General features: G+C 52.7%; 21 protein-coding genes. All 21 read right to left on the bottom strand.

All coding sequences use genetic code 11. The annotated features are described in order from the left end of the window. Positions 1-4: 4 nt before the first annotated feature. Positions 5-1,129 carry an FtsW/RodA/SpoVE family cell cycle protein gene (locus tag LK436_RS10555; protein WP_008398189.1) on the bottom strand — a complete coding sequence of 375 codons (1,125 nt, stop codon included), beginning with the start codon at positions 1,127-1,129 and terminating at the stop codon, positions 5-7. Further along, entirely contained in the window at positions 1,126-1,407 is a 282-nt protein-coding gene (gene minE, locus LK436_RS10550; protein WP_008398188.1) for a cell division topological specificity factor MinE, read from the bottom strand. The genes LK436_RS10555 and minE overlap by 4 nt, the downstream gene beginning before the upstream one ends. Before the next feature lie 14 nt (positions 1,408-1,421). Continuing rightward, positions 1,422-2,213 carry a septum site-determining protein MinD gene (minD, locus tag LK436_RS10545; protein ID WP_008398187.1) on the bottom strand — a complete coding sequence of 264 codons (792 nt, stop codon included), beginning with the start codon at positions 2,211-2,213 and terminating at the stop codon, positions 1,422-1,424. Positions 2,214-2,280: 67 nt separating this feature from the next. Next, on the bottom strand, positions 2,281-3,069 hold the full coding sequence (gene minC, locus LK436_RS10540; protein ID WP_008398185.1) for a septum site-determining protein MinC: 789 nt from the start codon (positions 3,067-3,069) through the stop codon (positions 2,281-2,283). 6 nt (positions 3,070-3,075) lie between these two features. Continuing rightward, a complete protein-coding gene (locus tag LK436_RS10535) occupies positions 3,076-5,931 on the bottom strand; it encodes a penicillin-binding transpeptidase domain-containing protein (protein WP_008398183.1) in 2,856 nt (951 codons plus the stop codon). Then, the gene (gene mreD / locus LK436_RS10530; RefSeq protein WP_008398181.1) at positions 5,924-6,457 is read right to left on the bottom strand and encodes a rod shape-determining protein MreD; all 534 of its coding nucleotides are present in this window, start codon (positions 6,455-6,457) and stop codon (positions 5,924-5,926) included. Before mreD ends, LK436_RS10535 begins: the two co-directional genes overlap by 8 nt. A gap of 1 nt (position 6,458) precedes the next feature. Then, positions 6,459-7,289 carry a rod shape-determining protein MreC gene (mreC, locus tag LK436_RS10525; protein WP_008398179.1) on the bottom strand — a complete coding sequence of 277 codons (831 nt, stop codon included), beginning with the start codon at positions 7,287-7,289 and terminating at the stop codon, positions 6,459-6,461. A 3-nt stretch (positions 7,290-7,292) separates the two neighbouring features. Next, positions 7,293-7,985 (bottom strand): RadC family protein, encoded by a 693-nt coding sequence (radC, locus tag LK436_RS10520; RefSeq protein WP_044931470.1) that lies wholly within the window; start codon positions 7,983-7,985, stop codon positions 7,293-7,295. Between the two features lie 62 nt (positions 7,986-8,047). Continuing rightward, positions 8,048-8,302 (bottom strand): DUF4321 domain-containing protein, encoded by a 255-nt coding sequence (locus LK436_RS10515; RefSeq protein ID WP_008398176.1) that lies wholly within the window; start codon positions 8,300-8,302, stop codon positions 8,048-8,050. A 166-nt stretch (positions 8,303-8,468) separates the two neighbouring features. Next, on the bottom strand, positions 8,469-9,749 hold the full coding sequence (locus LK436_RS10510; protein ID WP_008398175.1) for an aminotransferase class I/II-fold pyridoxal phosphate-dependent enzyme: 1,281 nt from the start codon (positions 9,747-9,749) through the stop codon (positions 8,469-8,471). Positions 9,750-9,772: 23 nt separating this feature from the next. Continuing rightward, complete coding sequence (gene miaA, locus LK436_RS10505) at positions 9,773-10,789, bottom strand: tRNA (adenosine(37)-N6)-dimethylallyltransferase MiaA (protein ID WP_008398174.1); 1,017 nt, start codon at positions 10,787-10,789, stop codon at positions 9,773-9,775. 62 nt (positions 10,790-10,851) lie between these two features. Next, the gene (gene mutL, locus LK436_RS10500) at positions 10,852-13,056 is read right to left on the bottom strand and encodes a DNA mismatch repair endonuclease MutL (protein WP_008398172.1); all 2,205 of its coding nucleotides are present in this window, start codon (positions 13,054-13,056) and stop codon (positions 10,852-10,854) included. A gap of 53 nt (positions 13,057-13,109) precedes the next feature. Then, positions 13,110-15,755 carry a DNA mismatch repair protein MutS gene (gene mutS, locus LK436_RS10495; RefSeq protein ID WP_008398170.1) on the bottom strand — a complete coding sequence of 882 codons (2,646 nt, stop codon included), beginning with the start codon at positions 15,753-15,755 and terminating at the stop codon, positions 13,110-13,112. Between the two features lie 152 nt (positions 15,756-15,907). Beyond that, entirely contained in the window at positions 15,908-17,290 is a 1,383-nt protein-coding gene (locus LK436_RS10490; protein ID WP_008398168.1) for a L,D-transpeptidase, read from the bottom strand. 13 nt (positions 17,291-17,303) lie between these two features. Beyond that, positions 17,304-18,755, bottom strand: a complete 1,452-nt coding sequence (miaB, locus tag LK436_RS10485; RefSeq protein WP_008398165.1) for a tRNA (N6-isopentenyl adenosine(37)-C2)-methylthiotransferase MiaB — start codon at positions 18,753-18,755, stop codon at positions 17,304-17,306. A 297-nt stretch (positions 18,756-19,052) separates the two neighbouring features. After that, on the bottom strand, positions 19,053-20,294 hold the full coding sequence (locus LK436_RS10480; protein WP_008398161.1) for a glutamate-5-semialdehyde dehydrogenase: 1,242 nt from the start codon (positions 20,292-20,294) through the stop codon (positions 19,053-19,055). 30 nt (positions 20,295-20,324) lie between these two features. Then, a complete protein-coding gene (locus tag LK436_RS10475) occupies positions 20,325-20,924 on the bottom strand; it encodes a 5-formyltetrahydrofolate cyclo-ligase (RefSeq protein WP_008398160.1) in 600 nt (199 codons plus the stop codon). A 30-nt stretch (positions 20,925-20,954) separates the two neighbouring features. After that, positions 20,955-21,182, bottom strand: coding sequence for a DUF896 domain-containing protein (locus LK436_RS10470; protein ID WP_015544417.1), 228 nt, complete (start codon positions 21,180-21,182; stop codon positions 20,955-20,957). Positions 21,183-21,224: 42 nt separating this feature from the next. Next, a complete protein-coding gene (gene proB / locus LK436_RS10465; protein ID WP_044931379.1) occupies positions 21,225-22,067 on the bottom strand; it encodes a glutamate 5-kinase in 843 nt (280 codons plus the stop codon). A gap of 111 nt (positions 22,068-22,178) precedes the next feature. Next, positions 22,179-23,795: an NAD(P)/FAD-dependent oxidoreductase gene (locus LK436_RS10460; protein WP_008398157.1), complete on the bottom strand. Its 1,617-nt coding sequence runs from the start codon at positions 23,793-23,795 to the stop codon at positions 22,179-22,181. Next, the gene (locus LK436_RS10455; protein ID WP_008398156.1) at positions 23,792-25,027 is read right to left on the bottom strand and encodes an NAD(P)/FAD-dependent oxidoreductase; all 1,236 of its coding nucleotides are present in this window, start codon (positions 25,025-25,027) and stop codon (positions 23,792-23,794) included. Before LK436_RS10455 ends, LK436_RS10460 begins: the two co-directional genes overlap by 4 nt. Between the last annotated feature and the right edge of the window lie 163 nt (positions 25,028-25,190).

The raw sequence follows: 25,190 nt of genomic DNA, 5'->3' as shown, positions 1-25,190 counted from the left end.
CTCCTTAATTATTGTTGCTTTTTCTCTGAAGTCCAATATTTAGTACAATTCCCATACCGATAAATATGCTTAAAAGCGAACTGATGCCGGAACTGATAAAGGGAAGCGGAAGTCCCGTGTTGGGAAAAATTCCCGTGGCTACGGCAATATTGGCAAAGCCCTGAAAGCCGATGAGAACCGCAATTCCAATGCAGACCAGGCGTCCGCCCATGTCTTTTGCACGGCTTGCAGTAAGCAGGCATTCAAAGACCAGAAGGGCCAGCACAGATATAATCACCATGCTTCCCACAAATCCCAGCTCCTCACCGATAACGGCAAAAATAAAGTCTGTCTGATCCTCTGCCACAAAGTTTCCGCTTTTTACAGAACCGACGCCCACATTGTTAAGGCCCTTGCCCCAGAGCTGTCCGGAGCCGATGGCCATGATGGATTTGTCCTGCTGGCTGTTTGCGTCCGCATACTGGGCGCTGCCATGGAAAATCTTGGCCAGAATTCGCTGAGCCTGATACTGATGAAGGAATGGTACAATGCCGTACTGAGCCAGATAAAGGAACAGCCCGCCGGCAGGAATTCCCACCGCCAGTACCCCGCCGATCCATTTGTAGCTCAATCCTGCAGCGTAAATTATAAAAATAAGCGGTATCGTAATTACAATGCTGGTGGACAGGTTTGGCTGAGCCAGAACGAGTCCCACGGGAAATGCCACAAGCAGCACCGCCGTGCCCAGCACAGACGGCTTATTGATTCTCTCCTGGTTTTTGGCTGCATACCAGGAGAGAACAATAATCAGTCCTACTTTCAAAAATTCCGATGGCTGAACGGTAAATCCGAAAATGTTCAGCCATCGTGTTGCTCCGTGAGAATTGTGGCCTGCAATCAAAACTGCGATTAACAGGACAACACAGCCCACATAGATTAAAATGTTGAACCGGAAGATTTTGTGGTAGTCAATAAACGAAATGATAATGGAGGCTGTGAACGAAAGCGCCACGCCCATAATCTGCTTTCCGACTACCGATGAATCTCCGCCGCTGGCGCTTCTTAACACCAGAATTCCCGCAATGCTCAGAAAAAGCATGTAGAGCACGATGCGGAAGTTGTAATTTCTCAGATTGTAGTTGAATATCATGCTGTAAAGGTTTCCTTGTTCTGATTAATGTCATGAACCGGTATGGTAGCGCAGAGCGCCGGAACATTCCTACCGTCCGGCAAGGTTCTCATCATCTGTACAGTGACGTCCTCCTCCTTCACTTCCATGTATCTGGATACAGCATGGAGCAGGTCTGTGCGTATCATCTCCAAAACTTCGGGAGAGCAGCCTGCCCGGTCAGACACCAGAAGAAGCTTCAGACGCTTTCTCGCTATTTCACCTGAATTGCTTCTGCCAAGCAGCCTGAAAATGATCATCCAGTCAGCCCTCCTTACGCCCGCTTAAGCAGGCAGGTAATTTTGGACCAGAGATTCCGGCTGTTGTCGAAGTTCAGGAATGGTACCGATTCTCCCAGTATTCTCTTGCAGATGTTTAAATATGCCTGTCCGGCGAAGCTGTTCGTCCCGGCCAAAGGTTCCCCCTGATTGGTGGAAATCACAATGTCCTCGTCGTCCGGGATGGTTCCGATTACAGGCACCGAGAGAATGTCCATCACATCGTCCACTGACATCATATCGCCTCTGCGCACCATGTCCATGCGTATTCGGTTGATAACCAGATCGATGCGTTTCATCTCGTCCGCCTCCAGAAGACCAATAATCCGGTCTGCGTCACGGATAGCGGACACCTCGGGTGTTGTCACCACGATGGCCCTGTCTGCACCTGCAACGGCATTTTTAAAGCCCTGTTCAATGCCGGCCGGGCAGTCAAGCAGTATGTAGTCAAACTCTCCTCTCAGGGAGCTGACCAGCTTTACCATCTGTCCAGGATTCACGGACGACTTGTCCCGCGTCTGGGCAGACGGCAGTAAAAACAGGTTAGGATATCTTTTGTCTTTTATCAGTGCCTGCTTCATCCGACAGTTTCCCTCCACCACGTCTACGAGATTGTAGACAATGCGGTTTTCCAGTCCCATCACCACGTCCAGGTTGCGAAGGCCGATATCTGTATCAATCAGCACTACCCGCTTTCCCAGCATGGCAAGGCCTGTTCCCACATTTGCGGAGGTGGTCGTCTTGCCTACACCGCCTTTTCCCGAGGTAATCACAATGACTTCACTCATGGCTTTATATCCTCCTGTATTCAGTTTACATCTATATTTTACCCCAAAATTGCCAAAGTTTCCAGCATTAAATAAAATTTAAGTAATTTAAGAAACTTTTTCTAATTGGTCTGACAATGATGCTGTCATCCTGGGCAGAGGCTATGACCGGCCCCTTTCCCAGCTTCTTTCCCTTATCTTCAGGGAGGGTGGAAAAATCGGCGATCCTCACCTGCATCGGAACCATCTCCATAGCCATAACTACTGCAGAAGCATTTCCGGCAGCTCCGGCGTAGGCACTTCCGTGCAGGGAACCCAGGATGACAATATTCCCTTTTGCGATCACCCTGGCCCCGTGATTTACATCCCCGATCACCACAATGCTCGCCTCTGACTCCAATACATCTCCCCGCTTCAAGTCTCCCTTGTAAAACTGGCCTGTCTGGGAGGACAGCTCCATCAGACGCTCAGTCAGAGCCTTTTCACAGCGGGCAATCCGGTTGGCGTCTGTATCGAGAAGGCAGAGGATCTCGATCTGGGAATTGTCAGTGATAGCCTGCACCACTGCGAGCTCCTCCCGTGGAGTAAGCCTTCTGCCTTCCAGAGTCAGAGTAATCTGGACAGCTCCCCAGAATCTGGCGCTGTCCTTAAATTTTTTTGCAATATCCTCCAACAGTCTTTCAAACGGAACGTCAGGATCCAAAATAACCGTCATTCCGGCCTGGCTTCCCTTAATCACTACTGTGCTGTGCATCCTCCGCGTCATCTCCCATCTGTTTTGTCTGATTGCAGCAGCTTCTCGTCTGGCAGCAGACATCCTGTCAGATGTACAGCGGTCCAGCCTTCCGCATCCATCGTCTGGCTGAACCGCCGCCATTTTATCCTATTCTCCGTTAATCTTCTCCATGGAAGCATTCAGCGCTCCGGAGCTCATAATCTCGTCAAGACTCATGTATCCGTAATAATAGCGGTACACATACTTGGCAAGAAGGGCTGCGTTGGCTGAGGTATATCCGTTTGGAATGTTTACAGCCACACTGATCTCCGGGTTCTCATAAGGCCCGAAGGAAATGAAGAACGCGTGGTTTCCCCTTGTCTTTACCTCCTGAGCTGTACCTGTCTTGCCTGCAATATTTACAGGAAGATCCTGGAACCTGGCGCTTCTCGTCACCACTCCTCTCATTCCCTGGAATACTGCGTCCCAGGTTTCCTGGGAAATATCTAACTGCTGATAGACTTCAGGCGCAAATTCCTTCACCAGATCCCCATTTGAGCTTGTCTCCTTGGACAGAAGGCTCAGCTCAAACACGGTTCCCCTGTTGGCAAGGGCTGTCACATAGCGGGCAAGCTGTACATTGGCAAAGGCATGGGTGCCCTGTCCAATAGCAGAACGCTCCGGATCCATATCGCTGATCTGAGGCTCTGACTCGAAAATCTCGATTCCGGAGGTATGATCCAGGCCAAACATGGATGCATATTTTTTCAGAATCTCCAGCCCCTGTTCCGGCCTGTAATTTCCGGCAGCATCTGTGGAAAGCCTGTGAGCCAGCTCTCCGAAAAATACGTTGCAGGAGTTGGCAATGCCTCCCACCACATTCAAAGGTCCGTGGTGGCCTGTACACTTAAGGGGAATACTGATTTCCTTGTATACACCGTCACACACAATGATGTCAGAAAGATTGATCGTTTTCTCCTCAAGCCCCGCAATGGCGGTGATCGGCTTAAAGGTGGAGCCTGGCGCCTTCAGCGTTGTGGTGGCGTTGTTTCTCAGCGGACCTGAGAGATCGCTGTTTACCTGGGCGAAATAATCCACATTGTTAATCCGGTTGTTGTCATAGCCCGGGTAGGTGACAAGGGCCAGCACCTTTCCCGTGTGAACATCTGTCACCACGCAGGACGCAGTGCAGGGATCCAGAGCCAGCTGTGCCGGAGTGAGCTCAATATTCCTGATTTTTTCCATCATAAAGGAATAGGTGTAGTTGGAATCCCCCTGTCTGAGGGCCGCCACCTGAGCCTCATCGTAGGCCAGCACACCCTGGTCGTAGAGGGCAAGGCAGAGCTCTTTTCCTGTCACCACGTCATTGTAGATCAGGTACCGGTAAATCCTCTTGGAGAAGGCGTCGTTGTCCTGGAGAAGCTCGAAGATGCGCTCCACCAGAACACTGTACACATCGTCCGCGCTGGAATACCGGCTCTCTATATCGAGCTTTGTGGTGTCAATCCAGTTGCTGGCAATTCCATAGTACAGGTAATCCCGAAGGCTCATATTTCCCGCTCTCCAGGATTCATACTCCTCGCTCTTTGTGTCAATCTCAGAGGTCATGATGATCCCCTCTGAGTCGGAGGAGAGGAGCGTGTAGATATACTGCATATACGACTGCATCTCTTCTGTCAGTGCATTCATGGGAGCTGCCGAACTGCTGGTCAGCTCATTTCTCAGCTCGTTTTCTATCCTCGCCTTCGCGCTCTCGAACTTGGCGTTTATCTGCCGCTCTGTATCGGAGGCCTCCTCGGAGGCAAACGCATGAAAGGAGAGCACATTGTTGTTTATCAGCTGGAAATAGGCATCCTTGACAGGCAGCTTGATCTCGGAGGCATCCACATTGTTGATCTGATCCGGCTCCTGGTTCACGATAACATTCGTGAGGATACCGGCAAGCTGCTTTTCGATAATATGGTAGATACCCTTCTGGAGGTCCCGGTCAAGGGACAGCCAGACATCGTTTCCGGCAGTCGGCTCCACCACATTGGCCGTTTCAATTACCTTTCCCAGGTTATCCACATAGATCGTCTGAGAGCCTTTCTTTCCCTTCAGATCCAGTTCCATGGACGCCTCAATTCCCGTACGTCCGGCCACGTCATTCAGCTCATAGTCGTCGCTCTGTTTTTTCAGTTCCTCCAGGCCGTCAAACGTGACCTTTCCTGTGTATCCTATGACAGGGGCAAAGTAGATGGCGTCATTGTAAACGCGGATGGTAGACTCCTCAATGTCCACGCCTGGCAAATCGGCCTTGTGCTCCATGATGTCAGCCATGGTTTCATCGCTGATATTCTCTGCCACTGTCGTCGCATTGTACTTCTGGTAGCTGGTAAACCTCATGGTGTATCGGATGTTTACTATCTGGACAGCCGTGCTGAGAGGAATCTCCACGGGATTTCCGTCTTCATCCTTCACCTCATCGAGATCGTAGGTTTCCATCTGTCCCCGCAAAAGTTCTTCTGCCGTGACACTCGATGGATGCTCTCCTTCCGGATCGTCCAGCTCGTCCACGCTCCTCAGTCCGTACAGATCCCGCAGAAACCGCTTTCTGGCTGCCTCGGACGCCGATGTGTAGGATACATTTCCCTCTGCGTCGACGGCGATTTCCAGGCTGCCCTCCACTGTCTCTCCGTGTTCGTTCAGTATTTCCACCAGCTCCCAGAGCATGAGGTTCCAGGCATTGCTGTCCTCCAGGGCGCCGATGTCCTGCACAGTCACGTTGTAGGCCAGCTCATTATAAGCCAGCACATTGCCGTTCCTGTCGTAGATATTACCTCTTGTGCTGTCCGTTTTGATTACCTTTTCGGTCAGCTCTATATATTCAGCCTGATACTCTTCGCCCCGCACAATCTGAAGCACAAACAGGCGCCCAACCAGTATTCCGTACAGCAGCAGGAACACCAGGGAAATGACGAAAAGCCGGGAGGTAACTGTCTTTTTTACCAGTTCCTTTAAATATTCAAGTAAATCATTAAACAATGGTAGAATCTCTCCTTTGCATCCGCTCTTCCAGCTTTCTGCTTATAAAGAGGAAGAACCGGTAAACCAGCAGTGTGGTCACAGTGGTAAAAATGATCTCGGGAATCATAATCTCCTTAAAATAATAGAGGAAATCCAGTCTGGCCCTGATCAGGAAGCGGAACACGTAGATGTACATGTTGTAGGCCAGATCATTGGTAATGCTTAAAATAAGAGGCAGCGTGATGTAGTCCTCGTAGTAGTATTTTGTAAAAACTCCATTGATATATCCCACATTGATGAAAAACAGGGTATAGAAGCCAAAGGGGCCGCTGTAAAACAGATCCATGAACAGCCCTGCCACCAGGCCATAGCAGATACCGGCTCCCTTTCCGTCAATAAACCCATTGGTAAATACCAGAATCAGAAGCAGGTTCGGCGCCGCCGACAGAAAACCAATCTGAGGGAACACACAGATCTGGATGGTAAAGGCCAGGATCAGAAGGATAATATTGATTAAAATTTTCCTTATGCTGTTTCTGCTCATATTACTCCTCACCGCCGTCCTTGAGCTGTGTGATGACAAGCACCTCCTGGAGATTGTCGAACTGGGCTACCGGTACAATCTCTCCCGATTTTGTCACATTGTTGGAATCAGTGGTAAGCTCCTTGGCGTAGCCCACCAGGATTCCCGGCAGGAACACATCGCTGATATTGGATGTGACAATTTTATCGCCCTCCTGAATATCAGCTTCTTTCTTTACGTGGTCAAGACCGAGAAGCCCTTCTTTATAAAGCGTCAGATCTCCGCTGACGATGCAGTTGTCTCCGGAGCGCATGGACATGCAGCTGACGCGGCTGGAATCATCAATGATAGAGCGGACAGTGGCGTAATTGGCGCCAACGTCGGTGACAATGCCCACCAGGCCGCCTCCGGCGATCACATTCATATTCTCCCTGATCCCGTCGTCGGCTCCTTTGTTAATCCGGAATATCTGAAACCAGTTTCCTGAATCCTTGGCGATTACTCTGGCCGCTACTTTTTCATACTGCATATAGTCCTGGTCAAGCTCATAGAGCTCTCTCAGCCTTTCCAGCTCATACTGTTCAGCCTGGAGCCTGTTGTTTTCCTCTGTAAGCTCTGCCACGCGGTTTTTCAGATCCTCATTTTCTGCCTGAGCCTCCCGCAGCGTGGAAAGATCCCTGATACCGTTGTAAAGGCTTGTCCCGACGGCGTTGACTCCCGACTGGAAGGGAACCAGCACATAGCCCACACCGGTTCTCAGAGGAGCCAGAATGCTGTTGTTGATGGATGTGACGGCGATCAGCACAATACAGAATAAAGACAGTCCCGCCAGAATATACTTGCTGTTCTTCATATTTTATATAATTCCCCGTTCTTTAAAGCTGAAGTAGGAATTGTCCCCGATAATGACATGATCAAGCAGGGTAACTCCCAGAAGTTCCCCTGCCTGGGCCACCTGGCGTGTCAGTCTGATGTCCTCCCCGCTGGGGGACGGATCCCCGCTCGGATGATTGTGGACAAGGGCCAGACGGACAGCATGGTACCGCAGGGCCTCAATGAAAATCTCTCTGGCTGAGGCCACAGAGGCATTGACTGTCCCGCGAAACAGGCACGATTCCCGTATCAGCATATTTTTCGTATTAAACATCATAAGATGAAGCTCTTCCTGTTCCATATGGCGCATATCTTCCATATAGAAGGCGGCGATGGATTCCGGGCCGTCAAAAGACTTGATTTCTTTCTGCGCAAGGGTTTTCCAGATACGTCTGGAAAGCTCGCCGATGCACAGAAGCTGAAGCCCCTTCACCCTGCCGATTCCCTTCACCGCCGTAAGCTCCGGCAGCGTCAGGTGCAGGAGCCCTAAAATCCCCTGAGGTTCATTTAAGGCCAGAATTCTCTGGGCCAGAGAGAGGGAATGCTCTCCTCTGGCTCCTGTGCGGATAATAATAGAGAGAAGTTCCGCGTCTGTCAGAGCTTCAGGCCCCAGACGCTCACATCTCTCATAGGGCCTGTCCGGCCCCGGAATTTCTTTCATGGTTTGATAGTCCATATCTGCCACTCCTTTCTGCTCGTGCCTCTCCAGGTACAACGGGACTGACAGAATGCCTCCCGTCAAAGCAGACGGTAGGCTATGATGGCGACTGCTACGCCAATGATGCTGGCCATGGTAATGCGGATCGTAAGGCCGAAGGTGATGACAAGGATGCCGAAGTTCAGCACAATCGGCTCCTTCACTCCAAAGGATTCCCCGAAATTCAGCCAGGCAAGGGCGGGAAAGCCGGACGCCACCTCACCGATAAAGCCTCCCAGCACAATCCCCGCCATTAAAAGTAAAAGAAGAATCCAAAAATTTTTCGCTCTGCCCATAGATAAGCCTCCTGCACACGTACACACCGCAGATACAGCGGCCGGACGAAACAGCATCTCTATCCCACCTATTTTAACATAATCACTGCGGTGTGTATATATGAGAATTTCTATTTTTTTCTAAAACATTTCTTAAAAAAGTGGAAAAATTTTCCCGATTCTCCCGCTAAATTGTCGTAATTCCTGCGTCAATCAGCCTCTGAAGTGACATGAGGATTCCCAGCTTTGCATGGTACCAGGTCAGACCGCCCTGGAAGAATACGGAATACGGCGGCTTAATGGGGCCGTCTGCGGAAAGTTCGATGGAAGAGCCCTGGATAAAGGCTCCGGCAGCCATAATTACCTGGGAATCATATCCCGGCATATCCCACGGCTCCGGCGTCACAAAGCTGTCCACAGGAGCTGCCGCCTGGATGCCCTCACAGAAGGCGATCACGCCCTCCGGCTTTCCGAAGGTAACTGCCTGGATAATGTCATGACGGGACTCAGTGCTGTTTGGAACCACGTCAAAGCCCAGCTTCTCGTAGATGGCCGCAGCAAAAATTGCCCCCTTGAGAGCGCCTGCAGTAACAGTCGGAGCCAGGAAGAGTCCCTGGAAGAGAGACTGGTTCACGCCGAGGCTGGCCCCAACCTCTCTTCCAAGTCCAGGTGCCCCCAGACGGTAGGAGGCATTCTCAACACACTCCTTCGTACCCGCAATATAGCCGCCGATAGGAGCCAGGCCGCCTCCTGGATTTTTGATCAGAGAGCCTACCACCATGTCTGCTCCCACATCACTGGGCTCGATGGTCTCCACAAACTCTCCATAGCAGTTGTCAACCATGCAGATAACATCCGGCTTTATGCTCTTCACAAAAGAGATCAGCTCCCCGATGCGGGCTACAGACAGCGTGGGTCTGGTCGCATATCCCTTGGAGCGCTGGATGGTCACCAGCTTCGTCCTGTCATTTATGGCCTCACGGATGCCCTCAAAGTCAAAGCTGCCGTCCGGCAGGAGATCTACCTGTCTGTAGGTGATGCCGTATTCCCGGAGAGAGCCGTTGGATTTTCTGATCCCAATTACTTCCTCCAGGGTGTCGTAGGGCTTTCCCACAGGGGAGAGCAGCTCATCGCCTGGGCGAAGGTTTCCTGCCAGCGCAGTGTAAAGAGCATGGGTTCCGCAGGTAATCTGCGGGCGCACCAGAGCATCCTCTGTATGGAATACGCTGGCGTATACCTTTTCCAGCGTTTCCCTTCCCAGATCATTGTAGCCGTATCCCGTAGTTCCCGAAAAGTGGATATCGCTCAGCCTGTTCTCCTGCATGGCGGAAATTACCTTGAGCTGGTTAAACTCCGCATTCTCGTCGATCGCCCTGAACCGCTCTCTTAAGCTCTCCTCTATCTTTTTTCCGAACTCAAGCACCTCTCTGCTGATTCCGAGTTTTTCATACATTCCCGTTAATTCCATTTTGTATTCCTTTCTGCCTTATCTTATTCTATCTTTCCCTTGTCCTGCTCTGTTCCTTCCTCATTTTTCCTGTCAGCAGAACGGATCTGCCTGTGTGGAAAGGTCCTGCGGCAGTCGTCAAGCACCACTTTAAGCATTCGCTCCCTGTCGTTTCCAAAGGCCTCCAGATTCAGCCATCTCACGTCCCTCTCTCTCTTAAACCAGGTAATCTGCCGTTTGGCGAAGTGGCGGGTATCCCGCTTTATAATATAAACGGCCTCGTCAAGAGAGCACTCTCCGTTCAGATAGTCCAGAATTTCCTTGTACCCCAGTCCCTGCATGGAAACCATATCCCTGGTATAGCCCATGTCTCTGAGAGTTTTTACTTCCTCCACCAGTCCTGCTTCAAGCATCCGGCTTACCCGCTCGTCGATCCGGCTGTAGAGAACTGGGCGGGGCAGGTCAATTACATAATATAAAAACTCATAGGGCGAAAACTTTTGCCTTTCTTCCCTGTTGTGTTCCGAGATCTTCCGCCCGGTCTGCCGGTAAAATTCGATGGCCCGGATCACCCTTTTTACATTATTTTCATGTATCGCATCTGCAGACTCGGGATCCACCTCCCGCAGCAGTTCATGGAGAGCCCTGGGTCCCTTCTCCCTGGCGGTCTGCTCCAGCTCTCTCCTGATTTCTGTGCTCTCGTCTGTCTCTGTGAAGTCGATGTCATAGAGGAGAGCCTGAATGTAAAATCCGGTTCCTCCTGCCACAATAGGAATATGCCCGCGGCTGTAAATTTCTTCCCTGGCCTTTTTCGCCATGGACTGAAACTTCACTACATTGAAGTCCTCCGACGGCTCCAGCACATCGATCAGATGATGGGGAACTCCATCCATCTCCTCCTCTGTCACTTTGGCGGATCCGATGTCCATATGGCGGTAGACCTGCATGGAATCTGCGCTTATAATCTCTCCCCCGATTCTCTTGGCCAGCTCAATGGAGAGAGCCGTCTTTCCCGACGCCGTAGGACCTGTGATAATAATAAGAGGACGTTTCTGTTCCATGTCTTAAATCTCCTTTTCCGCCTGCGCCGCAGGCAGGCTCATTCACTGTCTCACTCAATACCCTATACTATCCGCTTAAATTTCTTTTCCAGCTCATAGCGGCTCATAGAGATGATCGTGGGCCGGCCGTGAGGGCAGGCATAGGGATTTTCCAGCTCCAGAAGCTCGTCGATCAGGGCCCTGGCCTCCGCCTCAGATAAACGGTGGTTTCCCTTGACAGCCGCCTTGCAGCTCATGCTGGCGATCTTCTCATTGAGCAGATCGGAATTTCCCCTGTCCATCTCGTCAGACAGTCCGTCTATCATCTCCATGAGAAGCTCCTTTTTGGCGATGGAAAAGAGGTTTGCAGGGACCGCCCGCACTGCATACTCCCTGCCGCCAAAGGGTTCTATCTCAAAGCCGATTCCCGTAAAATGCTCCATATATTTTTCTAAGAGGAGTTTCTCACTGCTGTTCAGGGTGAGAATGATAGGAGGGTTAATCATCTGGGAGGTGTATTCCCGGCTCTTCAGAGAAGCCACTGTCTTTTCGTACAGAACCTTCTCGTGGGCCGCATGCTGGTCGATAATATACAGGCTGTCCCTGTACTCTACCAGCCAGTAGGTGTCAAACAGCTGGCCGATGATCCGGTGTTCCTCCCTGGCCTCCCGGCTCAGAAGCTTAGGCTCAAACAGGCTGAGCTGCTCCGGCTGCCCTGAGACTTCCGGATTCCCTCCGCCGTCCTGCCCATCCTGCTGCCCCTTAGCCTTAGCAGCCTGCACCCTGGCAGCTCTCCCGCTCTCATCCTCATCAGAAGCCCCCGGGGAACGCACCCCAAGCGATTCCTGCTCTTTTGCAGGAGCATGGATCATTCCCATCCCGGGGCCTTTTCCTGCCTCTGAAAGGTGAGAACCGTATGCTGAAGTATTTTCCCTGATAAGTCCGCTTCCCGGAAGGGGCCGTGCCTTTTCTGTATCCCTTTCCATATTCTTTTCCGTATTTTTTTCCATATCCTTTTGGGGCACATCTTCCCTTGCGGGCCCTCCAGACTCTGTCCCTGGGTTTTTATCCGGCTGACTGTCCTGCCGGAGCGCTTCCCTTTCTATTGGAATTTCCGGAGAGAGAAGGGCCTTTCTCTTCCTCTCAAAGGGCTCCGGCCGGTCAAAGCGCACCGGCTTCAGAGCCGGACGGTTTTCTCCGTATCCTGCCGGACCTGAACCGGTCTTCCCGGACAGCTCCTGCGACCTGTTCTCTCCCCTCTCTATCCTCTCAGAGCCAATCCCTACCTCCGGGATCAGCTCCCTTCCTGCCAGGGCCATAGACACCGTGTGGTAGACCATTTTGTAGATCATCTCCCCGTCGCGGAAGCGAAGCTCCATTTTGGCCGGATGTACGTTGACATCCAGGAAGGAGGACTCGATGGCAAAATGCAGCATGGTAAAAGGATACTTATGCTGCATCATAAACGGCTTATAGGCATCCTCGATGGCCTTGTTTATGAGGCTGCTCTTAATGTACCTGCCGTTGATAAAATAATTTTCAAAATTTCTGTTTCCCCTGGCAATCAGTGGCTTTCCGATAAAGCCTGTCACACGCACCGGATCCTCCCCCATATCCACAGGGAGTAGATTTGAGGCGATCTCCCTTCCGTAGATGGTATAGATAATGTCTCTCAGGCTGTGGTTTCCCGAGGTATGCAGGCGGCTCTGCCCGTTCTGGATAAAACGGATGGAAACCTCCGGGTGGGAGAGGGAAATCTTCTCTACCAGATCCGCAATGTGGGCCCCTTCCGTGGCCGGCGTTTTTAAAAACTTCCTTCTGGCCGGCGTATTGTAGAAAAGGTTTCTCACCAAAAAGGTTGTTCCCTCCGGTGCCCCCACCTCCTCAATGCTCTTCTCCTCCCCTCCGTCGATGCAGTACCTTGTCCCGGACATGCTGTCCTCTGTCTTTGTGATCAGCTCCACCTGAGCCACGGAGGCGATGCTGGACAGCGCCTCGCCCCGAAAGCCCAAGGAGGCCACGGTAAACAGATCCTCCACCGTCCTGATTTTGCTGGTGGCGTGGCGCAGAAAGGCGGTGGGAATCTCCTCCCTTGGAATGCCGCAGCCGTTGTCTGTCACCCGGATCAGGCCGATTCCCCCTTCCTTGATTTCAATGGTCACCGCCGTAGCCCTGGCGTCAATGGCGTTTTCCAAAAGCTCCTTCACCACAGAGGCAGGCCGCTCAATCACCTCTCCCGCCGCAATCTGGTTGATCGTATTCTGGTCAAGTACCCTGATATTTGCCAATCCCTCTTCCTCCTTGCTCGCAACTGACAGACGGCCGGCCGCCGGCCTCCTGCCTATTTATCTGCTTCCCATCGGTTTTTAAGCCGTGACTGGAACTTGTCAAGAGTCACCAGAGCCTCCACCGGAGACAGGCGGCTGATATCGATCTCCATCAGCTCCCTGATGATATCCTCCTCCCGCACGGTGTCAAAGATGGACATCTGCTGAAGATCCACTTCGTCCGGCCTCTCCACGCTCTTTTTCGGCTGTACGGTACGGCTGCCGGACGCAATCTCCTTGGCCCTCGCCGTAATATCCGCGTCAGACAGCTCCTCCACCAGCTCCTTGGCCCTTGTGATCACCTGTTCCGGAACACCGGCCAGCTTGGCCACCTGGATGCCGTAGCTCTTGTCTGCCCCTCCCTTTACGATCTTTCGCAGGAACACAATATTGTCCCCCTGCTCCTTCACTGCAATGCAGTAATTGTTGACGCCGCTTATGGCGCCCTCCAGCTCCGTCAGCTCATGGTAGTGGGTGGCGAACAGTGTCTTGGCACCCAGCGTCTTCGTGTTGCTGATATACTCCACCACCGCCCAGGCGATGGACAGGCCGTCGAAGGTGCTGGTTCCCCTTCCGATCTCATCCAGGATCAGAAGGCTGTTTCTCGTGGCATTGCGGAGGATGTTGGCCACTTCCGTCATCTCCACCATAAAGGTACTCTGTCCCGAAGCCAGATCGTCTGAGGCTCCGACTCTGGTGAAAATCCGGTCGCAGAGACCGATGTTGGCCTCATCTGCAGGCACAAAGCTGCCAATCTGAGCCATCAGTGTGATCAGAGCAGTCTGCCTCATATAGGTGGACTTTCCGGCCATATTCGGCCCGGTGATAATGGAAATGCGGTTCTTCCCGTTGTCCAGATAGGTGTCATTGGACACAAACATGTCATCCCGCATCATCTGCTCCACCACCGGGTGGCGGCCGTTCTTAATGTGGATGACTCCCCTCTCATTGATCTTTGGCTTCACATAATTGTGCCTGGTGGCCACTGTGGACAGAGAGATCAGCACATCCAGAAGGGCGATGGCCTTGGCCGTCTGCTGAATCTTTTCCACCTGGGCTCCTGCCGTGTCCCTGACCTGGCAGAACAGATCGTATTCCAGGGAAAACAGCCTGTCTTCCGCTCCCAGAATGGTCCCCTCCAGCTCCTTCAGCCGGTCTGTGGTAAAGCGCTCCGCATTGGTGAGGGTCTGCCGGCGCACAAAGTAGTCAGGCACCTGGTCCTTAAAGGAGTTCGTCACCTCAAAATAGTAGCCGAACACCTTGTTGAACTTGATTTTCAGATTTTTAATTCCCGTCTTCTCCCTCTCCTCGGCCTCCAGAGCAGCCAGCCAGTCCTTCCCCTCTGTCTTGGCATGGCGCAGCCGGTCAGCCTCCTCGCTGTAGCCGTCCTTGATGATGCCTCCATCCCGGACAGAGATCGGCGGATCGTCCACAATTGCATGTTCAATCAGCGCCGTCAGCTCCTCCAGGGTGTCCATGCCGGAATCCACCTCCCGCAGCAGGTCTGCTCCAAACTCCCCTAAAATTTTCTTGATGTGCGGCAGCATGGCAAGGGAATTTTTAAAGGCAATCAGGTCCCTCGGATTGGCCGTCTTGTAGCTGATCCGGCCAATCAGCCGTTCCAGGTCGTAAATGGCGTTCAGGTACTCTGCCATCTCCTCCCTGGAAATATAATTCATATTCAGCTCCTCAATGGCATTCTGCCTTGCAAGGATTCCTTCCCTGTCAATCAGCGGCTGCTCCACGAAGGAGCGCAGCATCCTGGCTCCCATGGCCGTCTTCGTCTTATCCAGCACCCAGAGCAGCGTCCCTCTCTTCTGCTTCTCCCGGAGGGTCTCCGTCAGCTCCAGATTTCTTCTGGTGGAGGTGTCAAGCATCATATACTGCCCTGTGGTGTAAGGTGTGATGGCAGTCAGATGATCGAGGGTGCTCTTCTGGGTTTCATAGAGATAGGAGAGCACGGCTCCGGCTGCGATAGTCCCGGCCTCGTACTCGGAAAGCCCCAGTCCGTCCAGGTGGTTTACATGGAAGTGCTCCCTGAGGAGTCTCCGGCAGGAATCATCAGAAAAGAACCTGTTTTCAAGGGCCGTCACCACCACATGCAAGCGGTTCTTCAGCTCCTCCAGGTCGACACCGGACATATAAAACGCTTCATTGCAGATAATCTCCGACGGGGCAAACTTGAATATCTCGTCGAGAAGCGTCCGCTCCGACTTTACCTCTGTCACCAGATAATCTCCTGTACTGATGTCAACAGATGAGATGCCGAACATCCCGTCCATATACACAATTCCCATCAGGTAATTATTCTTTGACTCCTCAAGGGCCTGGGAATTCGTGATCGTTCCGGGCGTCACCACGCGGATAACCTCCCGCTTTACAAGGCCCTTGGCTGTCTTTGGATCCTCCATCTGCTCGGCGATGGCCACCTTATACCCCTTCTGCACCAGCTTGTTCAGGTAGCTTTCCACCGCGTGATAGGGAACTCCGCACATGGGGGCGCGCTCCTCCAGACCGCACTCCTTGCCGGTCAGGGTGATCTCAAGCTCCCTTGAGGCCGTCTTGGCGTCCTCGAAGAACATCTCGTAGAAATCGCCCAGCCTGTAAAAAAGGATGCAGTCGGGATACTGTTTTTTCGTTTCCAGATAATGAGTCATCATTGGTGATAATTGTGCCACTGTCTGTCCTCTCTTCTATCTTCTCTATAGTATAACGGCCGCCGCCCGGCCGTCCCTTACAGGGAGGCCGGGCCGCAGCTTTTCTTATTTCATTCTCTTTATGGTTTCTCTGTCTAATCTTCCGCACAGATGGGCTAGCGCTGAATGGACGGGTCCGTCGGATCCCAGTTCTGGCTGTTTGAGATAGGAATCAGATCCGGCTTGTCAAATGGAGAAGCCACATTTGAATCCTCGTAAATCTCAACTGTAGTTCCAAGTGCGCAGTTGTCATACACCCACTTGGCATTTTCGCAGGTCAGGCGCACGCATCCCAGAGAACGGGAAACGCCCAGCCCATTGTATCCTTCTGTGTTGAGCTTGTAAATATCCGGCTCCGCATAGGTGATGGAGTGGAACAGGAAGCCCTGGGTAATTCTTGTAGCCCACTGAGTGTAGGTGTCATTTACCATAAGTCTCCATCTGTACTTCTCCGGTGTCTTGAAGGTTCCAAGCGGCGTGTCATCGCCCACAGAGGTCAGCATAGCCTTAACCGGGATAATATAGCCGTTGTCTCCATCCTTTGCATAGATGGTAGAGCAGTTAAGCGCTTTATTTACCTTGATCACATAGCTGCTCTGCTTGCCGATCAGGCTGTCCACATCCTGCACCAGACGGCCGGACGGCTCAAAGTAGAATTTCAGGCCGTCGATATACTGCCAGCCGGAAACTGATTTTCCATCCTTAAAGTAGAACTTTTCATGGTCGTAGGAAACCCAGCCATTGTACGGCGTTCCATCCTGGTTTGTCATCGTGCTGCCCTCAGGCGCAATCCTGATGTAATTAGTCAGTTCATTTAAGTAACGGCCTGCAACAGAGACAGGTCCCGGCTGTCCCTTCGGCACAAGCATCACCTCAATGCTGACCAGGTGCTCGCCCAGATTGCTGGTACCCGCTATCTCCCCGTTCTTGGCCCAGCCCATCTTTCCCTGTCCGCTGGAAGTAACGCAGTAGTAAATATCATAGTCTCTCTCTGCGTCTCCGGTGAGGACAATCTCGACGGCCTCCACGTAAGTAGAAGCCTCTGTGCCGCCGGAGGGGCCTCCGTCGTGATTCCACCAGATAAATCCGCCGTTGTTTACATATGGGCGGTAGGATACCCCGCCGATTCCGTTGTAGTTATTGAGGGTCATGGACAGATTTGTCACCTCTGTGCCCACTCCCTGAGTGTAGGATACGCTGACATAGGGGGCTGTGGAGGCCTGCTCCTGCTGCTGCGTCTCTTGGCCCGTATCGGAAGGTGCCGTCCCGTCTGTCCCCGTCTGCCCCTGATCGGCAGGAGTTTCTGCACCCTGTCCGCCGGCATTCTGGCCGCCTTCCTCTGCTCCCGACGGCGCACCCTGATTCTGCTGCTCTTTCTGCTCGATTTCCAGTCCTGGACCGGTAGCAGTCTCCTCTGCGGCAAAGGCTGTGCTTCCTCCCCCTACTGTCATGGCTGCTGCCAGAAGAAGCGCGGCGGCTCTTAAGTTTCGCTTTTTCATATGTATATCCTCCTTAACGGTTACATAATTTTCCCATATAATAAAAACCCTTTGATTCTTCCAAATAGACATCCACGATTTTTCCAATCAGCTCCCTGCTGCCCTCAAAATGGACAGTAATGTTGTTGGACAGTCTTCCGGTCACCATCCCTTCCGCGTGGGTGTCAGGCTCCTCCACGAGAACTTTCTGAACGGTGTGGACATCCCTTCCGCTGATCTCATTTGAGATTCTCTGCACCTCACTTAACAGACGGTCAAACCGCTCCTTAATCACGTCCTCCGGCACCTGGTTTTCCATCACCGCCGCCGGAGTTCCCGTGCGCTTTGAGTAGATGAAGGTAAAGGCGCTGTCATAGCGCACCTTTCTCACCACATCCAGGGTTTCCTCGAAGTCCTCCTTCGTTTCCCCGGGAAATCCCACAATAATATCCGTGGTCAGGGAGATGTCAGGGATAGCTGTCTTAATCTTTTCTGCCAGCGCCAGATACTGCTCCTTTGTGTATCTTCGGTTCATCTGTCCCAGGATCCGGCTGCTGCCCGACTGAAGCGGCAGATGAAGATGGCGGCAGATCTTTTTGGAATCACGCATCACCTCTATCAGCTCATCTGACAGATCCTTGGGATGGGACGTCATAAAACGGATTCGCTCAAGCCCTTCGATCTGCTCCACCCGGCGCAGAAGCTCTGCAAAGGTAATGGGCTCCGGCAGATTCTTCCCGTAGGAATTCACATTCTGGCCAAGGAGCATCACCTCCACCACGCCGTCTGCCACCAGGCCCTCGATCTCCTTTATGATATCCTCCGGCCTTCTGCTGCGCTCCCTGCCTCTCACATAGGGAACAATACAGTAGCTGCAGAAGTTGTTGCAGCCGAACATGATGTTGACTCCCGATTTAAACGGATATTTTCTCTCGCTGGGAAGATCCTCCACAATCTTATCTGTATCCTTCCAGATGTCGATAACCATCTTTCCCGTGTGCAGGCGGGCAAACAGAAGTTCTGCCAGCTTGTAGATATTGTGGGTTCCGAAAATCACATCCACAAAGCGGTACGTCTTCTTGATTTTTTCAACCACCTGATCTTCCTGCATCATGCAGCCGCAAAGGCCGATGAGCATGCGGGGATTTTTCTTTTTCAGGCTGTTCAGATAGCCCAGACGGCCATATACCCTCTGATTTGCATTCTCGCGGACTGTACAGGTATTATAGAGGACCAGATCGGCCTCCTCCGTATCTGTCTTTACAAAGCCGGCCTCCAGAAGAATTCCCTCCAGCTTTTCTGAATCGTGAGCGTTCATCTGGCAGCCGAAAGTCTCAATGTGGAAGGTGACAGCTTCCTTTCCCTCCTCCGCCTTCCAGGCTTCCACAGCCTCCCGGCAGCGCTCCATAAAATAATTCTGGCGCTCCGGCTCCGCAGACGGGGCAAGGTTCCATCCCTCCGTGTATGTTATATTTTTTAAATCCATTCACAGGTTCCTTTCCGTATCAAAGTTCCGCCCCTTATCCTGGGGCGTCCTGGCAGCAGAATGGACGTTTTCCTCCAGACCTGGCCAGCATCTACAGATTATAACATAAATGCCTGCCAATGGAAATACCAAAAAATCTGTTAATTTCTTACAGAATTATAACAGATCGGCTGTTCCTTTGCAAAAAGACAGCAAAACGGCCGGTAATCCTTTCTGCCTTTTTTGCAAAGGCAGAAGCGCTCCGGCCGTTTCAAATACTGTTCGGATTTCTGATCGTCTGTCTCCCGTTTTTTGTTCCTACTCCCTGATCTGTCCGTTCCCGTAGATGATATACTTTGTCGTCGTAAGTTCCTTAAGCCCCATGGGCCCTCTGGCGTGGAGCTTCTGGGTGCTGATTCCAATCTCTGCTCCAAAGCCGAATTCAAAGCCGTCCGTAAACCGGGTGGAGGCATTCACATACACGGCCGCCGCATCGATCTCATTTAAAAACCGCTGAGCATGTTCATAGTCCCTTGTGACAATCGCTTCAGAGTGTCCTGTATTATACGTGTTGATGTGTTCAATGGCCTCGTCTAAGGAATCTACCAGCTTCAGAGAGAGGATGTAATCCAGATACTCCCTGCCCCAGTCCTCCGGCTCAGCCTCCTTCCACTCCGGCATAATGGTCCTGGCCTCCCGGTCTGCCCGGATTTCTACCTGCTTCCTGTCCAGCCTCTCCTTCAGCCTCGGCAGAAACTCCTCTGCGATCCCCTTGTGTACCACCAGCGACTCGCAGGCGTTGCACACGCCGATCCGCTGTGTCTTTGCATTAAAAATAATATCCAGAGCCATATTAAGATCCGCACTCTCATCCACATAGATGTGGCAGTTGCCCGTCCCGGTCTCGATAACAGGAACCGTGCTGTTCTCCACCACAGTCCGTATTAATCCTGCCCCGCCTCTGGGAATCAGGACGTCCACATACTCATTCAGACGCATAAACTGCCTTGTGACCTCCCTGTCGGTGTCTGTGATAAGCTGAACCGCGTCCGCGGGAAGTCCGGCCTCTGAAAGTCCCTTTCTCAGCCATTTTACGATGGCCTGGTTGGAACAGAGGGCATCACTGCCGCCTTTGAGAATCACAGCGTTTCCCGTTTTAAAGCACAGCCCGAAGGCATCGGCCGTCACATTCGGCCTCGCCTCATAGATGATTCCCACAACGCCCAGGGGAACTCTCTTCTGTCCGATTAAAAGTCCGTTTGGACGGGGCTTCATGGAGATTACCTCCCCGATTGGATCCTCCAGCCCTGCAATCTGGCGGATTCCCTCCACCATAGCCGACAGGCGGGCCGGATTCAGTTCCAGACGATCGATCAGGCCCTGGCTCATACCGTTTTCCGCCGCGCGGATCACATCGTCCTGGTTGGCCGCAAGGATCTCCTCCTCTCCCTCCAAAAGAGACTGGGCCGCCGCCAGAAGTCCTCTGTTTTTTTCCGTTGAGCCCAGATTATTTAAAAGCCTCGCGGCCGCCTTTGCCTTCTTTCCAGTTTCAATCAGCATCCTTTGCCTCTCCTTTCTCTTTCCGTCCCCCTATTTTCTTTTCAGGCATCTGTCCGGTGTGACAATGCAGTCCATCCTCACATCGTGTTCCTCGGAAAAAACCGCATCTGTCAGCTGAAACTCATAACAGATGGCTGCCTTCCAGTGCACAGGCTCCCTCTCGAAAAACCGGTCGTAGAAGCCTCCGCCATAGCCAATCCTGAAAAAATCTCTTCCAAAAACAAGTCCCGGAACAATGACCGGCGCAGTCTGCTTCTCTGCCGGACGGCAGGCAGGGCCCGGTTCCGGGATATTCATAAAGCCAGGCTCTATATCACCAGGCCCCCCGATATAGTAAAAGAACATTTCCTTCCCTTCCACTCTCGGAAGCGCCACGCGGACTCCCCTTGAAAGGAGGTCTCTGATGAGGAGCTCAGTACCCGCTTCATTCCTCACATCCGCATAGCAGTATACGGTATCCGCCTCCAGAATCTCCGGCAGAGCCAACAGGCGCTCCCGGATCCTGCTGTCCCAGACAAGGCGCTCCTCCCCGTTCAGTGCTTTCCGGGCAGACAGTATCCTGCTTCGCAGTTCCCCCTTTGAAAGCCCTGAAAGAGCGGGCGGGTGAACAGATAGTTTCCGTCTTTCCATAGCCTTTCCCTGTGTTCTTTTCCCGTTTTCTCAGCTCTTTACCGTTCCCACATTTCCGTATTTCCTGCCGAGATCGGTGATGCTTCCGTCCTTTTCCTTAATCTGAATGCTGTTTAAGGTTCCGCGAAGATTTTTCCGAATCGCCTCTATATACTCTTTTCTCAGAGCGGCCTGCTCCTCCTGCTCCTCCGGTGAAAGCCCTACAGACTGGCTTTTGTGGTAGAGGGCATTAATCCTGTCTATTTTTTCCTGATTCATCTTTGTCATCTCCTGCTGTTATCGCATTTTATCTTCCGCCTGTTACCTGTTTTCCAGGTAGTCACTCAGGCTGAAATTTTCATCCTTTTTTTCTACAAACAGAGTTCCCCTGTCTTCTCCGCCCAGGATCTCATAGATCACATCCAGGCGCTGCGCATTGGCAATCACCATGTCTGAACCGCTTCCCATGGCAATCTGGGCTGCCATGAGCTTGGCGGACATTCCTCCGGTGCCTACGCTGCTGCCCGCGCCCTTTCCCATGGCTAGAAGCTCCGGAGTCAGTTCCCTCACGACCGGGATAAACTGGGCCTTCCGGTTCTTGTTGGGATCGTCTGTGTAAAGTCCGTCAATATCGGACAGAAGAAGGAGAACATCTGCTCCTATCAGCGCCGAAACAAGGGCTGATAGGCGGTCGTTGTCTCCGAACTGAATCTCATAGGTGGATACCGTGTCATTCTCATTGACAATCGGCACAGTCCCCAGCTTTAAAAGCTCGTCAAACGTATTTCTCGCGTTAAAGCGGGATTCCTCGTTGGTCATGGTGTTCTTCGTCATAAGGATCTGAGCTGCCGTCTGGTTGTACTCGGCGAAGAGCTTCTGATAAACCATCATCAGCCTGGCCTGGCCCACAGCCGCAAAGGCCTGCTTTTCAGAAATCTTCCTTGGCCGCTCCGTAAAGCCCAGGGCCTGCCGTCCCGCCGCAATCGCACCTGAGGAAACCAGAACTACCTCCTTTCCCTGTCCCCGCAGATCACTGATTACCCGAACCAGCTTTTCAATTTTCTGAAGGTTCAGATCTCCAGTCTCCGGGTGCGTCAGGGACGATGATCCAATCTTAATTACAATCCTCTTTTTCTCTCTCAGTGCTTCTCTCTCTGCCGTCATCCTCTTATCCCCTTTCTGCGCTGCTCCATCCTGCGTTTCGAAATATGCCGAAGCATTTTCTGAAAGTTTACACCAAACGGCGCGGTTCGTCAAATTCTTTTTCAGAGCCCATCAGTTCTCCGGCCTCTGAAAGCGCCTGACAATGGCTTCCGCCACCTTAATTCCGTCCATAGCCGCCGAAGTGATGCCTCCCGCATATCCGGCCCCCTCCCCGCAGGGATAGAGCCCTCCAATGCTTCCCTCCAGAGTTTCTCCTCTGCCGATGCGCAGCGGGGAGGAGGTTCTGCTCTCTACGCCTGCCAGAATAGCGTCCGGCCGGTCAAAGCCGCGGATCATTTTTCCGAAGGCCTCCATGCCCTCCCTGAAGGAGGCACAGAGGGCGGCAGGAAGCACCTGATTGAGGTCTGCAAAGGCGGTTCCTCCCATAAAGGCCGGCTCTACATCCCCAAAAGATCGGCTTACCCTGCCGTCCCTGAAATCGCCGTAAAGCTGTACCGGAATATTTCCGCCTCCGGCCCTGAAGGCCGCCTCTTCCAGCTGCCTCTGGAAGGCGATTCCCCCCATGGCCGTGGCCTCCGGGAAATCATCCGCCGTAACGGTCACAATCAGAGCGCTGTTTGCATTCACTCCCTCCCTGCTGTGATAGCTCATGCCGTTGACTGCAAGCCTTCCCGGCTCCGAGGACGCGTTGACCACATAGCCGCCGGGGCACATACAGAAGGAGTAGACGCCGCGGCCGTTTGATGTCTGTCTCGTCACCTTGTAGGGAGCGGCTCCGAGCTCTCCCGGCTCCTCCATGCCGTACTGGGCGAGATTGATCTGCTTTTGGGGATGCTGGATGCGAAGTCCCACAGCAAAGGCTTTGGCTTCCATCTCAATCCCCTTCTTATACAGAAGCTCAAAGGTGTCACGGGCGCTGTGCCCCACTGCCAGGACAACCGCCTCGGCCGGAATCACCTCTCTTCCCCGCACAGGATGTTCTGTCTCAACGAAAGCAGCCTTTCCTCCGCGGATGCCAATATCTGCTGCCTTCGTCTGAAAGCGCACCTCCCCTCCCAGGGATGCGATCTCCGTCCGGATATGCTTCACCACCCGGGCCAGCACATCAGTTCCCACATGGGGCTTGCTGGAGTAGAGTATGGAAGGGTCTGCCCCTGCCTCAGTCAGAATTCTGAGCACCTCCCCATTTCTGCCGGAAACATCCTTTACCAGAGTATTCAGCTTTCCGTCAGAAAATGTTCCTGCTCCTCCCTCTCCAAACTGTACGTTGGATTCAGGGTCGAGAATTCCCTCCTCCCAGAACCGTTTCACCTGGGCCGTCCTTGTGTCCACGTCGGCTCCCCTCTCTAAAATCACAGGGCGGTAGCCGGCCCTGGCAAGCATCAGGCCGCAGAACAGTCCCGCAGGGCCGCAGCCGATAATCACCGGGCGCTCCTTCAGCCTCGGCGCCTCCCTGCCCGCCTCCGGAAACTGGTAGCGTTTCTCCTTTGATATGGTAATATTGACATTTTTTGCCCGCCTCACAGCAGACTCCTCATCTCCCTCAAACTCCACGTCCACCGCATAGATATAGAGAAGTTCTCCCTTCTTTCTCGCGTCAATGGACTGGCGCCGGATATGGAGAGAGCGAATCCTTGTCTCCGGCTGACGCAGCAGCTTTGCCGCTTTCTTCTGCAGATCCTGTTTTTTGTGATTCACCGGCAGCTTTAACTGATTGATCCGTATCATCCCATTGTCCCTGCGTGGATTCCGGCCACCGCACCGGTGCTCCACGCCCATTGCAGATTATATCCTCCGCAGATACCATCTACATCCAACAGCTCTCCTGTCAGATAAAGGCCTTTCTTTATTTTTGATTCCATCGTGTAAGGGTTTATGTCCCGTACATCCACTCCCCCGCAGCACACCTGGGCGTTTTCAAAGGGATTGGTGGACACAACCTCTGTTTCAAATTCTTTAAGAAGCCGGGCCAGAGCCGAAAGCTCCCGCTCCGTAAAGCTCTCCGTCTGGCGCTCAGGACGGATACCTGCCATGCGCAGAAACAGAAGGGCCAGCTTCTTATTTAACCATCCGTTAAAAAAGCCTTCCCCGCTCCGCTCTGCCAGAAGCTCTCTCCTCTCCCTGAGGAAACGGCCTGTTTCTTTTTTTCCCATATCCGGACAGAAATCGATCACTGCCGTAACCTGCTTTTTTTCGTAAAGCGCCCGGGCGGCGAACCGGCTCACCTGAAACACAGGGATTCCGGAAATTCCGTAGTCCGTCAGCTGAAGCTCCCCGCAGTCAGAGGCCAGCTCCTCCCCCTCTGCCAGAATTTTCACCTGGACGTCGGTTCTGACCCCCGCTATCTGCTTAAAAAACGGCTCCCTGCACCGAAGTTGCACCAGTGCCGGCAGAGGAGTGAGGATCCTGTGTCCCAGCTTTTTTGCCAGCTTATATCCGCTTCCGTCTGATCCGGTGGCCGGCGCCGCTTTAGAGCCGGCGGCAAGAATCAGGGCATCCGAAAAAAATGTCCCTCTCTCGCAGGTCACTCTCCACTTTTCTGCCGGACCTTTCGGCGCCTCTATATGTACGGGTCCGCATTCTGTGACCACAGCCACACCCCGAAGAGAAAGTTCCGCCCTCAGGGCATCCAGCACCGACGAGGCCTGTCCGGAAGCCGGATAGAGATACCCGTTTCTGTCCTTCAGCACAATGCCGAGATCTTCAAAAAATGCCTCCGTGTCCTCTTCCCCAAACCGGCTGAGCACCTCCATGGGAAATTCCGGCACGCTGCAGCGATAGCAGCCAGGTTCCATACGGCGGTTGGTCAGATTGCATTTTCCATTGCCTGTAGAAAGAATTTTCTTTCCAACCCGATCCATGTGTTCCAGAATCGTTACCTCAGCGCCCTGCCTGGCTCCAAAAATCGCAGCCGCCATCCCGGAGGCTCCGCCGCCTATGATAAGTACGTGTTTCTTCATGACAATTCTCCTGTCCTTGTTTCCCTTCCCGGCTTAAAAGCTGCAGAACCGGAACGCCAAACCGGAGATAACTTTCTCCGGCCGCTTTTCTCTCCGGGGCTGCCCGGCCGTGGCGGGATAATGGTTAAGTATACATGAACCTGTAAAAAAGTGCAATCCGGCA

Source organism: Clostridium sp. M62/1 (assembly GCF_020736365.1).
GTDB lineage: Bacteria > Bacillota > Clostridia > Lachnospirales > Lachnospiraceae > Otoolea > Otoolea saccharolyticum_A.
The sequence above is the reverse complement of the archived record's forward strand: the minus strand, read 5'-3'. Positions and strand labels throughout refer to the sequence as shown.